Source organism: Streptomyces sp. NPDC001532 (assembly GCF_040298625.1).
Classification (GTDB): Bacteria; Actinomycetota; Actinomycetes; order Streptomycetales; family Streptomycetaceae; genus Streptomyces.
The window spans coordinates 96418-108543 of sequence record NZ_JBEPAL010000005.1 but is presented as its reverse complement, the minus strand read 5'-3'; the positions used below and the strand labels follow the sequence as shown (position 1 = coordinate 108543).

Sequence of the window (12126 nt, the reverse complement as noted above, 5' to 3'; positions counted from 1 at the left end):
TTCCCGCCTCCCTGGCTTTCCGACGCCCTGGTTTTCCGCCTCCGCGGCTTCCCGCCTCCCTGGCTTTCCGACGCCCTGGCTTTCCGCCTCCCCGGCTTCCCGACGCCCTGGCTTTCCGACTCCGCGGCTTTCCGACTCCCCGTGCTCCCGGCTGCCTGTGCTCCCCGGCTACTTGAGCGCCGCTGCCACGATGGCCTGGACCACCGGGTTGCCCGACGTGTCCTTCGCGTCGGTGTCGTTGACCGAGTAGACGAGGGTGCGGCTCAGATCGCGGGTCGCGGCGACCGCCGAGCTGTAGCCGTAGCGGGCACCGGACTTGAACCAGTAGACCCGGCCCTCGTACGCGAAGCGCTGGAGCCCGGCGCTGTAGGTCGCGCCGTCGATGTCCGCCGGGACCGTGAACATCTCCTCCAGCTGCGGCCGCGGCACGATCCGGCCCCGGAACAGGGCCTCGACCAGCCGCTCCAGATCGGCCGTCGTGGAGATCATGTCCCCGGCCGCCCAGCGGTCCGCCTGGTTCCACTCGGTGACGTCGACCAGCCGGGTCGTGCCGTCCGGCCGCGCCATCGCCTGGTAGCCGCGGTTGTGCGGGCCGTGGATACGGGGGTCGGTGCCCGGGAAGGACGTGTGCCGCATCCCGGCGGGGCGCAGCACGCGCCGGGACGCCTCGGCGGCGTACGAGTGGCCGGTGACCTTCTCGATCAGCAGGCCGAGGACCGTGTAGTTGATGTTCAGGTACTGCTGCCGGTCGCCGGGATCGAACGCCGGGCCCTTCGCCACCGCCGTCGCCACCACCTCGTCCGGGGTGAGGGTGTCGAAGCGGTGCTCGTACGCCTCCTCGACCGTGGCGCCGAGGGCCTTGCCGGGCTGGATGCCGCTGGTGTGGTTCAGCAGCTGCCGCACGCTGATGGGCAGGAAGTCCGGGCCGAGCAGTCCTGGCAGGTACTGCTGCACCGGCCGGTCCAGGTCGATCCGGCCCTCCGCGGCGAGATCGAGGACGACGGCCGCGGTCACCACCTTGGTCGTGGAACCGGCGCGGAAGCGGGCGTCCGGGTGTGCGGCGCGACCGCTCACGAGATCCCGTACGCCCGCGCTGCCCCGCCAGACACCGTCCGTGCCGCCGACCCTGACCAGGGCTGCGGTGGCGTGCGCGTCGGGCACGCCGTCGAGCGCGGCGCTCAGCGCGGCGGCGTCCGGAGCCGACCGCTCCGGGCGGTCGACGGTGGCCGGCGCGGAGGCGGCGGAGGTGTCGGGCGCGGCGGGGGTGGCGAAGGCGGGTGCGGCGGCCAGCGGGCCGCCCGCCGCGAGGGCGAGCGCGAGGGCGGCGGCTACGGCGGTCGTACGGCGGCTGAGACGCATGGCGGGCTGCTCCTGGTGATCGGCGAGTGACACTGATCATCCTGAGCCGGTCCGGCCGCGCCGGGATCGTCGGCGAGGAGGGTGCCCGACCCTGGTCCCACCCGGAGCAACCACCGCGTCCGCTGGGGGAGTTGTCAGGCGATACCCCTAAGGGCCGGTCCGCGGTCCGCGCTCCCGCTCGTAGCGTTCCTGCGCCGCCATCACCTCGTCGCCGTGCTCGAAAGCCCAGGCGCCGAAGGCGTCGATCGGCGCCAGCAGCGTCCGTCCCAGATCGCTGAGTCCGTAGTCGACGCGCGGCGGCGCACCGCCGTACGCGCGCCGAGTCACCAGCCCGTTGGACTCCAGCCTGCGCAAGGTCTCCGTCAGCACCTTCTGGCTGATCCCGCCGATCCGCTCCCGCAGCTCCCCGGGACGGCACGGACCGTCCCTCAGGGCCCACAGCACCACCGAGTTCCAGGTGTTGGCGAGCAGATCGAAGGCGAGCCGGGCGCGGCAGTCGGCGAGGAAGGCCTGGTCGGAGGTCACCTACCGAATGGTGCCCGATCGGCTCCCTACCGTGCTGGGCATGAAGATAGGAATTCTCGGTACCGGAGGAATGGCCGACGCCCTGGGCACCCGGTGGCGGCAGGCAGGGCACGAGGTGGTGGCCGGGGGCCGCCGGGACGGCGGACTGCGGGCCGCGGCGGAGCACGGCAGGGACGCGGTGCTGCTGGCACTGCCGTACGAGGCGGTGGTGGAGGTGGTCGGCGGGCTCGCCGACGCGCTGCGCGGCCGGACGCTGATCGACTGCACCAACCCGGTCGGACCGGGCTTCGCACTGCGCACGGCGGGCGGGCCCTCGGCCGCCGAACGCATCGCCGCCGCCGCGCCCGGCGCGCACGTGGTCAAGGCCTTCAACCTCTGCCACGTCGACGTCTGGCGGCTGACCCCGCCCGTCTTCGACGGCCGCCCGCTGGCGGTGCCGCTCTGCGGCGACGACGAGGCCGCTCTGTCCGCCGTACGACGACTGGTGCGCGACCTCGGCTGCGAGCCGCTGCACGCCGGCGGCCTGGACCGGGCCGGACTGGTCGAGGCGACGGCGGCGCTGCTGATCGGGCTGTGGGTGGGCGAGGGCGCGGACGCCCAGGCCATCGCACCGCCTTTGGAGTTCGCGGGGCCGCGCGACTAGGGGGCGTCTCGCACCTGGTCCGATCAGCCGCGCGCGGTGGCCCACGACGTGGTGCGCGATCAGGCCTCGCGGCGCAGCGCGCACAAGGTGTCCACGCGGTTCGTGGTGATCGAGTCGACGCCCAGGTCGAGGAGGCGGCGCATGGAGCGGCGGGTGTCCGGGGTCCAGACGGACAGCAGATAGCCGTCGTGGTGGACGCGGGCGGCGAGGTCGCGGTCGACCAGCGGGAAGCGGTAGTTGAGCCAGCGCGGGCGTACCGCGTCCAGCACCGCCGGCCGCGGTGGCGCCAGCGTGGTCCAGGTCAGGGCGATCTCGGCGGCCGGGTCGGCGGCACGCACCGCGAGCATCGCGGCGGCGCCCGCGCAGTAGTAGACCCGGTCGTCGGCTCCGCACGCGCGGACCGCGTCCACGACGCGGCGCGCCGCCCGGACGTCCGGGGTGCCGGGCAGGTCCAGCATCACCCGGCTGCCCTCGGTTGCGGCCAACGCCGAGGCCAGCGTCGGCACCTGTCCCTCCGTCAGCCCGTCCAGCTCGGCGGCCGTCAGCGCGAGCACCGGCCGGTCCAGCTCCCACAGCCGCTTCAGCGTCTCGTCGTGCAGCAGCACCGGAACACCGTCCCGGGTCAGCCGTACGTCGATCTCGACCGCGTCCGCGCCCAGTTCGAGCGCGGTCCGCAGCGAGTCGAGCGTGTTCTCACGGGCGTGGTACGGGGCGCCGCGGTGGGCCACGGCGGTCACATTGCGCATGCGCCCATTGTGCTGCCCCGTCAGGACCGCAGGGTCAGGGGGCGAGCCAGGCGGCGGTGTACGTGTCGATCTCCTCGGCCAGCCGTGCCTTGCCGGCCGGGTCGAGGAAGGACGCCTCCACCGCGTTCTTCGCCAGGTCGGCCAGTCCGCGCTCGTCGAGGTCGAGAAGGCGGGCGGCGACGGCGTACTCGGAGTTGAGGTCCGTACCGAACATGGGCGGGTCGTCGGAGTTGACGGTGACCAGGACCCCGGCTCGCACGAACTCCTTGATGGGGTGCTCGTCGAGGCTGCGGACCGCGCGGGTGGCGATGTTGGAGGTCGGGCACACCTCCAGCGCGATGCGGTGCTCGGCGAGGTGCGCGAGCAGCTTCTCGTCGCGGGCCGAGCTGGTGCCGTGGCCGATGCGCTCCGCGCGCAGCTGCGTCAGCGCGTCCCAGACCGTCTCCGGGCCGGTGGTCTCGCCGGCGTGCGGCACCGAGCGCAGTCCGGCGGCGATGGCGCGGTCGAAGTACGGCTTGAACTGCGGGCGCGGTACGCCGATCTCGGGGCCGCCGAGACCGAACGAGACCAGGCCCTCCGGGCGCACCCGGTCGTCGGTGGCCAGCCGGGTCGTCTCCTCGGCCGCCTCCAGGCCCGCCTCGCCGGGGATGTCGAAGCACCAGCGCAGCACGGTCCCGAACTCGGCCTCGGCCGCCTTGCGGGCGTCCTCGATCGCGTCCATGAACGCCAGCTCGTCGATGCCGCGACGGGTGGAGGAGAACGGGGTGATGGTCAGCTCCGCGTACCGCACCTGCTGGCGGGCCAGGTCGCGGGCCACCTCGTAGGTCAGCAGGCGGACGTCCTCGGGGGTGCGGATGAGGTCGACGACCGACAGGTACACCTCGATGAAGTGGGCGAAGTCCGTGAAGGTGAAGTAGTCGACCAGCGCCTCGGGGTCGGTCGGCACCTTCGAGTCGGGGTGCCGGGCGGCCAGTTCGGCGACGATCCGGGGGGAGGCGGAGCCCACGTGGTGCACATGCAGCTCGGCCTTCGGCAGTCCGGCGATGAAGGCGTGCGGGTCGCCTGCGGCGGGCGTGACAAGACGGTCGGTCACGGGTTCCTCCCCGGGAACGGCGCCCCTCGCGGTGGGCGGGGCGCGGGTGATCGGCTGATCGGTGGGCCGCCGTCATCGTAGGCCGGGCCGGGCGCCGGGCGGGCCCGGCCCCGCCGGACTCCGCGCCGCCCGTGGCCGTAGCATGACGGAACGCACAACAGAGGGGATCCGCGCATGTCCGACGACGCGCAGCCGCCGGTGACGCCGGAGGCCGACGCCGAGCACGGCGCCGCACCCCCGAACCAGGACGCCACGCAGACTCCCTGGACACCGCCGCAGGAGCAGGCCCCGAGCCCGAGCCCGAGCCCGAGCACCGGCCCGAAGGTTTCGCTGGGGAAGGAGGGCAAGGAGCGGTCGCAGGCGGCCGACTCCGGACGGACCGCCACACCGGCTCCCGCTCAGCCCGGACAGACCCCCGCCCCCCCCCCCGATCAGCCCGGACAGCCGGCCAGCCCCGCCCCGGCCCCCGCTCAGCCCGGCCCGCCGACCCCGGCCCCCGCACCCTCCGACGCCGCACCCTCCGACGCCGACCCCTGGGCGCCCCCCGCCGCCGGTGGTCCTGGTGCCACGCTCGCCGGTGGTCCGCCCTCGGTGCACGATCAGCAGACGATCACCTCCTTGCCGGCCGACGGGCACCCCGCCCGGTGGGCCGCCCCGACCGCTCCGCCGAGCCCGGGTGCCCCGCCGAGCCACAGCACGCCGTACCCCCCGCCGGCTACGCGGACCAATCCCTTCGCCCCACCGGGAGCGGCCGCCCCGGCCGACCCCTTCGCCCCGCCCGGACCCGCCGCGCAGGCCAACCCCTTCGCGCCCCCCGCCCAGGACGCCTCCGTCCCGCCGCCGCCCATCGCTCCGGGCGGGCCCGGCCAGGTGGCGTACGGCTATCCCGGTGGGTACGGCTATCCGCCCGCTCACGGCCCGGCCGCCCCGGGCTACTACGGCTGGCCCGGAATGCCTCCGGTGGAGGCGAACGGGATGGGGACGGCCGGGCTCGTGCTCGGCATCCTCGCGGCGATCGTCTTCTGCCTGTGGCCGCTCGCGATCGTCCTCGGCGTCCTGGGCGTGATCTTCGGCGCGATCGGCCGCGGCAAGGCCGGCCGCGGCGAGGCCACCAATCCCGGTCAGGCGCTGGCCGGCATCATCTGCGGCGCCGCCGGGATCGTCCTCGGTGTGACCATGGGCGTGCTGGTGTTCGTGGCCTGACCGGGGCCGCGGCCCCGGGGCGCGTCACGCGGAGCCGGTGGGTTCTCCCCGCCGCAGCCGCTCGCGCGCCTCCATCAGCGCGAACCCCAGCAGGTTCAGCCCGCGCCACCGCCGCGGGTCCGCCGCCCCGTCGTCGTTCGCGGCGAGGCCGATGCCCCACACCCGGTCCACCGGACTGGCCTCCACCAGCACCCGCTCCCCGGTGTTCAGCAGGAACGCCCGCAACTGCGGGTGCGCGGCGAACTTCCGGACGCTCCCCTCGACCACGATGCCGAACCGCTCCCGCTCCCAGACACCCTCGTCGAACCCCCTGACCAGCCGCCCCGCCTTCTTCGCCGCCGCGGGGTGCTCCGCCGCGAGCACCCGCCGCTCCGCCTCCGCGTCGCCGAAGAGGCGGGCCTTGCCGGCCATCATCCAGTGCTCGGCCGTCGCGTACCGCGTTCCGTCGACCGTGAAGGGGGAGGGCCACCACTGGCTCAGGCAGCTCGGCCCGACCCGTCCGTCGGGCAGCGGGCGGTGTCCCCAGAAGTGCAGATACTTCACCCGGGAGCCGTCCCGCACCTCCTTGACCAGCGCTTCCCTCGAGTCGATCTTCTCCATGCACGCGAGTCTCGCACCCACCACTGACATTCCGTCCCCCGTTTTTCCCCTCGGCTCGACACCTGGTCGACAGATTCCGTCGCGTAACCAAAAGGCAACAACGGAATCACTTGTTGGAGTGCCATTGCTCTGTCAGGATCGGCACTCAAATCGAGCTGGAGCTACGCCACCCACCCTTTCGGACCGCATGGTCGGCGGGGTTACGGCGGAGGAGAGCGACATGCACAACCCGGGCACCACCACCCCGGAACGATTCCCCGCACAGGAACGCTTCGCAGCCGGCGCGCAGTTCATCGCCGGACGTCCGGCGAAGGGCACTTCCGGCGGTACGCACACCGTCGTCGACCCGGCCTCCGGCGAGGCGGTCCTCACCTACGACCTGGCCGGCACCGACGACGTCGACGCGGCCGTGGCCGCGGCCCGCGCCGCCTTCCCCGGCTGGGCCGGGGCCACCCCCGGCGAGCGCTCCGACGCGCTGCACCGGCTCGCCGGCGTCCTCGCGGACCGCGCCGAGGAGTTCGCCCGCGCGGAGTCCCTCCAGTGCGGCAAGCCGCTGAAGCTCACCCGCGAGTTCGACGTGCCGGGCACCATCGACAACACGGCGTTCTTCGCGGGCGCCGCCCGGCACCTCCAGGGCCAGTCCGCGGGCGAGTACTCCGGCGACCACACCTCCTACGTGCGCCGCGAGCCCATCGGCGTCGTCGGCTCGATCGCCCCCTGGAACTACCCCCTCCAGATGGCCGCCTGGAAGATCCTCCCGGCGATCGCCGCGGGCAACACCATCGTCCTGAAGCCCGCCGAGCTCACCCCGCTGACCTCGCTGCTCTTCGCCGAGGCGGCGAGGGACGCGGGCATCCCGGACGGTGTCGTCAACATCGTCACCGGCACCGGCCGGGAAGCCGGCGAGCACCTGGTCGGCCACCCCGACGTGGCCATGACCTCCTTCACCGGCTCCACCCCGGTCGGCAAGCGGGTCGCCGAGGTCGCCACCGCCACCGTCAAGCGGCTCCACCTGGAGCTCGGCGGCAAGGCGCCGTTCGTCGTCTTCGACGACGCCGACCTGGAGGCGGCGGCGCACGGCGCGGTCGCGGGCTCGCTCATCAACACCGGCCAGGACTGCACGGCCGCCACCCGTGCGTACGTCCAGCGCCCGCTGTACGAGGCGTTCGTCCAGCGGACCGCCGCCCTGATGGAGACCGTCCGGCTCGGCGACCCGTTCGCCGACGGCACCGACCTCGGCCCGCTGATCTCGCACGTCCAGCGGGACCGCGTCGCCGGGTTCGTCGACCGGGCGCGGGCGTACGCGCGCGTGGTCACCGGTGGCGAGGCACCGCAGGGCGAGCTGGAGAACGGCGCCTACTACCGGCCGACCCTGGTCGCCGACGCGCCCCAGGACAGCGAGATCGTCCAGTCCGAGATCTTCGGGCCGGTCCTGGTGGTCCTGCCCTTCGACGGCGACGACGAGGGGATCGCGCTGGCCAACGACACCCCGTACGGCCTCGCCGCCTCCGCGTGGAGCCGGGACGTCTACCGGGCGAACCGGGCCACCCGCGAGATCAAGGCGGGCTGTGTGTGGGTCAACGACCACATCCCGATCATCAGCGAGATGCCGCACGGCGGCTACAAGGCGTCCGGCTTCGGCAAGGACATGTCCGTGTACTCCTTCGAGGAGTACACGCAGATCAAGCACGTCATGTTCGACAACACCGCGGTGGCCGAGAAGGACTGGCACCGCACCGTCTTCGGGGACCGATAGCACCCAGGCCGCCTGACCCGCGGCCGACCGACCTCCCGAAAGGGCACCACGCGCATGGAGCAGTACGAGCCCGACCGCCTGTCCCCGGCCCAAGTGGCCGCCATGCGGCGCAGCTTCCGGGGCGGCAGGGCCGCTCTCAGCCGCCGTTCCCTGCTGCGCGCCTCCGCGGGCGGCGCGCTCGCGGTCGGCGGTCTCGGGGCGCTGAGCGCCTGCGGCATCCCGCCGGCGGCGAAGACCTCCGGGGTCTCGTCCGAGGACCACTCGGCCAAGGAGAAGACCGTCAGCTTCTCCAACTGGACCGAGTACATGGACGTCGACGAGAGCGAGAAGCACCACCCGACGCTCGACGCGTTCAAGAAGCGGACCGGCATCACGGTCGAGTACACCGAGGACATCAACGACAACGTCGAGTTCTTCGGCAAGATCAAGCCGCAGCTGGCGGCCGGCCAGGCCACCGGACGCGATCTGATCTGTGTGACCGACTGGCTCGCCGCGCGGCTGATCCGCTTCGGGTGGGTGCAGAAACTGGACCCGTCCAACCTGCCGACCGCCTACGCCAACCTGTCCCAGCAGTTCCGCAGCCCGGACTGGGACCCGGGACGGGCGTACTCGTACCCGTGGACCGGTATCTCCACGGTCATCGCCTACAACAAGAAGGCGCTGGACGGCGTCGAGGTGACGTCGATCTCCGACCTGCTCGACAACCCCAAGCTCAAGGGCCGGGTCGGCTTCCTGTCCGAGATGCGCGACAGCGTCGGCATGACCCTGCTCGACATGGGCAAGGATCCCGGGAAGTTCACCGACGACGACTTCGACGCGGCGATCGCCCGGATGCAGAAGGCCGTCGACAAGGGCCAGATCCGCCGCTTCACCGGCAACGACTACACCTCGGACCTCACCAAGGGCGACCTCGCGGCGTGTGTCGCGTGGGCCGGTGACGTGGTCCAGCTCAAGGCGGACAGCCCGGACGTCGACTTCGTCATCCCCGACAGCGGTTACATGACCTCGACGGACAACCTGCTGGTGCCGAACAAGGCCCGGCACAAGACCAACGCCGAGCGGCTGATCGACTACTACTACGAGCCCGGTCCGGCCGCCCAGCTCGCCGCCTACATCAACTACGTGTGCCCCGTCGACGGGGTGAAGGACGAGCTGGCGAAGCTCGACGAGGACGCGGCGAACAACCCGCTGATCCTCCCCGACAAGGCCATGGCCGCGAAGTCTCGCGCCTTCCGCTCACTGAGTTCGAAGGAAGAGACGGCCTACGAAGAGAAGTTCGCGAAGCTCACAGGGGCGTGACGACCATGACGACAGACAACAGCGGCGACGTCCGCCTCTCCGGTATCAGCAAGTCCTACGGCTCCTTCACGGCCGTGCACCCGCTCGACCTGACCGTGCCGCAGGGTTCCTTCTTCGCCCTGCTCGGCGCCTCCGGCTGCGGCAAGACCACCACCCTGCGCATGATCGCGGGCCTGGAGGAGCCGACCGCCGGCACCGTCCACCTCGGCGAGCAGGACGTGACCCGGCTGCCGCCGTACAAGCGGCCGGTCAACACGGTCTTCCAGTCCTACGCGCTCTTCCCGCACCTCGACATCTTCGAGAACATCGCCTTCGGTCTGCGCCGGCGCGGCATCAAGAGCGTGAAGAAGCAGGTCGACGACATGCTGGAGCTGGTCCAGCTCGGCGAGCACGCGCGCAAGAAGCCGCACCAGCTCTCCGGCGGCCAGCAGCAGCGCGTCGCGGTCGCCCGCGCCCTGATCAACCACCCCAAGGTGCTGCTGCTCGACGAGCCGCTCGGCGCCCTGGACCTGAAGCTGCGCCGCCAGATGCAGCTGGAGCTCAAGCGCATCCAGACCGAGGTCGGCATCACCTTCGTGCACGTCACGCACGACCAGGAGGAGGCCATGACGATGGCCGACACGGTCGCGGTGATGAACGCCGGCCGCGTCGAACAGCTCGGCGCCCCCGCCGACCTGTACGAGAACCCGAGGACCACCTTCGTCGCGAACTTCCTCGGCACCTCCAACCTGATCGAGGCCGAGGTGGACACCGCGAGCGGCGACGAGATCGTGCTGCGGGCCGGCGGCGGCAAGCTGGTCCTGCCCGAGGCGCGATGTTCGGCGCCGAGCACCGCCGGCGGCCGGGTCCTGGTCGGCGTACGGCCGGAGAAGATCTCCCTCACCCACGCCGACGACGCCGGGGAGATCCCGGCCGGCCGCAACCGGGTCACGGGCCGGATCGCCGACGCCAGCTTCATCGGCGTCTCCACCCAGTACGTCGTCGACAGCCCGGCCGGCGCCGCGCTCTCGGTCTACGTCCAGAACGTCGACCGCGACGCCCGTCTGGTTCCCGGCGCGGAGGTCGTCCTGCATTGGAACCCGGCCCACACCTTCGGCCTGGACGCCGCCCAGGACATCGCGGCCGGGGTGGAGAAGGTCGAGGAAGAGGCCTGATGTCGACGCTCACCGAGGCGCCGCCGCCGCTGGCGCCGGCCGCACCCGAGAAGAAGCCGCCGCGCCGCCGCGGCCGCTGGACGCCGTACCTCCTGCTGCTGCCCGGCATCCTCTGGCTGCTGGTCTTCTTCGCGCTGCCGATGGTCTACCAGGCCTCCACCTCCGTGCAGACGGGCTCCCTGGAGGAGGGCTACGAGGTCACCTGGCACTTCGCCGCCTACTGGGACGCCCTGTCCGAGTACTGGCCGCAGTTCCTGCGCTCGGTGCTGTACGCCGGTGCCGCGACGGTCCTGTGTCTGCTGCTGGGCTACCCGCTGGCGTATCTGATCGCCTTCCGCGCGGGACGCTGGAAGAACCTGATCATGATCCTGGTGATCGCGCCGTTCTTCACCAGCTTCCTGATCCGCACCCTCGCCTGGAAGACGATCCTCGCCGACGGCGGGCCGGTCGTCGGGGCGCTGAACTCGCTGCACGTCCTGGACGTCACCAGCTGGCTCGGCATGACCTCCGGGGACCGGGTGCTGGCCACGCCGCTCGCGGTGGTCTGCGGTCTGACGTACAACTTCCTGCCGTTCATGATCCTGCCGCTCTACACCTCGCTGGAGCGGATCGACGGCCGGCTGCACGAGGCTGCGGGCGATCTGTACGCCCGGCCCTTCACCACCTTCCGCAAGGTCACCTTCCCGCTGTCGATGCCGGGTGTCGTCTCCGGCACGCTGCTGACCTTCATCCCGGCCGCCGGCGACTACGTCAACGCGGATCTGCTCGGCTCCACCGACACCCGCATGATCGGCAACGTCATCCAGTCGCAGTTCCTGCGGATCCTGGACTATCCGACGGCCGCCGCCCTCTCGTTCATCCTGATGTTCGCGATCCTCATCATGGTCACGCTCTACATCCGCAGGTCCGGGACGGAGGATCTGGTTTAAATGGCCTTCGTCAACTGGCTCAAGCGCCGTCTCGTCGTCATCGCGGGACTGTTCACCCTCGGCTATCTGCTGCTGCCGAACGTCGTGGTGACGGTGTTCTCCTTCAACGATCCGAAGGGGCGCTTCAACTACGAGTGGCAGAAGTTCTCCACGGACGCCTGGACCGACCCGTGCGGCGTCGCCGATCTGTGCGGTTCGCTCTCGCTCAGCCTCCAGATCGCGTTCTGGGCGACGCTCGGCGCGACCGCGCTGGGCACGATGATCGCCTTCGCGCTGGTGCGGTACCGCTTCCGCGCGCGGGGCGCCGTCAGCTCGCTGATCTTCCTGCCCATGGCGATGCCCGAGGTGGTGATGGCGGCCTCGCTGCTGACCCTCTTCCTCAACATGGGTGTCCAGCTGGGCTTCTGGACGATCCTCATCGCCCACATCATGTTCTGCCTCAGCTTCGTCGTGACGGCCGTCAAGGCGCGCGTCATGTCGATGGACCCGAGGCTGGAGCAGGCCGCCCAGGACCTCTACGCCGGCCCGCTCCAGACCTTCCTCAGGGTCACCCTGCCGATCGCGGCACCCGGAATCGCCGCGGGCGCGCTGCTCGCCTTCGCGCTCTCCTTCGACGATTTCATCATCACCAATTTCAACGCCGGCTCGACCGTCACCTTCCCCATGTTCGTGTGGGGTTCGGCGCAGCGCGGAACGCCCGTGCAGATCAATGTCATCGGTACGGCCATGTTCGTCATCGCCGTGCTGCTCGTTCTCGTCTCGATGGTCGTCGGCAATCGCCGTAACCGGCAAAAGGCCTGACCCCTCTGTAACACGCAT

General features: G+C 71.6%; 11 protein-coding genes and 1 pseudogene. 7 read left to right on the top strand and 5 right to left on the bottom strand.

The window, feature by feature from the left end:
- Positions 1–168: 168 nt before the first annotated feature.
- Together ABT232_RS07280 and ABT232_RS07275 are read right to left on the bottom strand one after the other, a co-directional pair.
- Positions 169–1359, bottom strand: a complete 1191-nt coding sequence (locus tag ABT232_RS07280; protein WP_351837425.1) for a serine hydrolase domain-containing protein — start codon at positions 1357–1359, stop codon at positions 169–171.
- A 147-nt stretch (positions 1360–1506) separates the two neighbouring features.
- The gene (locus ABT232_RS07275; RefSeq protein WP_351837121.1) at positions 1507–1884 is read right to left on the bottom strand and encodes a winged helix-turn-helix transcriptional regulator; all 378 of its coding nucleotides are present in this window, start codon (positions 1882–1884) and stop codon (positions 1507–1509) included.
- A gap of 40 nt (positions 1885–1924) precedes the next feature.
- On the opposite strand from ABT232_RS07275, the gene ABT232_RS07270 reads away from it, so the two are divergent.
- A complete protein-coding gene (locus tag ABT232_RS07270; protein ID WP_351837118.1) occupies positions 1925–2527 on the top strand; it encodes an NADPH-dependent F420 reductase in 603 nt (200 codons plus the stop codon).
- Positions 2528–2586: 59 nt separating this feature from the next.
- On the opposite strand, the gene ABT232_RS07265 is transcribed toward ABT232_RS07270, so the two are convergent.
- Both ABT232_RS07265 and ABT232_RS07260 read right to left on the bottom strand, forming a co-directional pair.
- Complete coding sequence (locus ABT232_RS07265) at positions 2587–3273, bottom strand: glycerophosphodiester phosphodiesterase (protein WP_351837115.1); 687 nt, start codon at positions 3271–3273, stop codon at positions 2587–2589.
- A 34-nt stretch (positions 3274–3307) separates the two neighbouring features.
- Positions 3308–4452 (bottom strand): annotated as a pseudogene (locus ABT232_RS07260) (adenosine deaminase); the annotation flags it as partial.
- Between the two features lie 88 nt (positions 4453–4540).
- Between ABT232_RS07260 and ABT232_RS07255 the strand changes: the two are divergent.
- The gene (locus ABT232_RS07255) at positions 4541–5569 is read left to right on the top strand and encodes a DUF4190 domain-containing protein (RefSeq protein ID WP_351837113.1); all 1029 of its coding nucleotides are present in this window, start codon (positions 4541–4543) and stop codon (positions 5567–5569) included.
- Positions 5570–5593: 24 nt separating this feature from the next.
- Here the strand turns inward: ABT232_RS07255 and ybiA are convergent, their stop codons facing one another.
- Positions 5594–6199 carry a riboflavin biosynthesis intermediates N-glycosidase gene (ybiA, locus tag ABT232_RS07250; RefSeq protein WP_351837110.1) on the bottom strand — a complete coding sequence of 202 codons (606 nt, stop codon included), beginning with the start codon at positions 6197–6199 and terminating at the stop codon, positions 5594–5596.
- Between the two features lie 190 nt (positions 6200–6389).
- Between ybiA and ABT232_RS07245 the strand changes: the two genes are divergently transcribed.
- From ABT232_RS07245 to ABT232_RS07225, 5 genes are read left to right on the top strand one after another with little or no spacing between them, the layout of a single operon-like run.
- Positions 6390–7925, top strand: a complete 1536-nt coding sequence (locus ABT232_RS07245; RefSeq protein ID WP_351837108.1) for a gamma-aminobutyraldehyde dehydrogenase — start codon at positions 6390–6392, stop codon at positions 7923–7925.
- Positions 7926–7979: 54 nt separating this feature from the next.
- Positions 7980–9224, top strand: a complete 1245-nt coding sequence (locus ABT232_RS07240; protein ID WP_351837105.1) for an ABC transporter substrate-binding protein — start codon at positions 7980–7982, stop codon at positions 9222–9224.
- 5 nt (positions 9225–9229) lie between these two features.
- Positions 9230–10378 (top strand): ABC transporter ATP-binding protein, encoded by a 1149-nt coding sequence (locus ABT232_RS07235; RefSeq protein WP_450871629.1) that lies wholly within the window; start codon positions 9230–9232, stop codon positions 10376–10378.
- Positions 10378–11307: an ABC transporter permease gene (locus ABT232_RS07230; RefSeq protein ID WP_351837099.1), complete on the top strand. Its 930-nt coding sequence runs from the start codon at positions 10378–10380 to the stop codon at positions 11305–11307. Before ABT232_RS07235 ends, ABT232_RS07230 begins: the two co-directional genes overlap by 1 nt.
- The gene (locus ABT232_RS07225; RefSeq protein ID WP_351837097.1) at positions 11308–12108 is read left to right on the top strand and encodes an ABC transporter permease; all 801 of its coding nucleotides are present in this window, start codon (positions 11308–11310) and stop codon (positions 12106–12108) included. It begins immediately after the preceding gene.
- Positions 12109–12126: the final 18 nt, after the last annotated feature.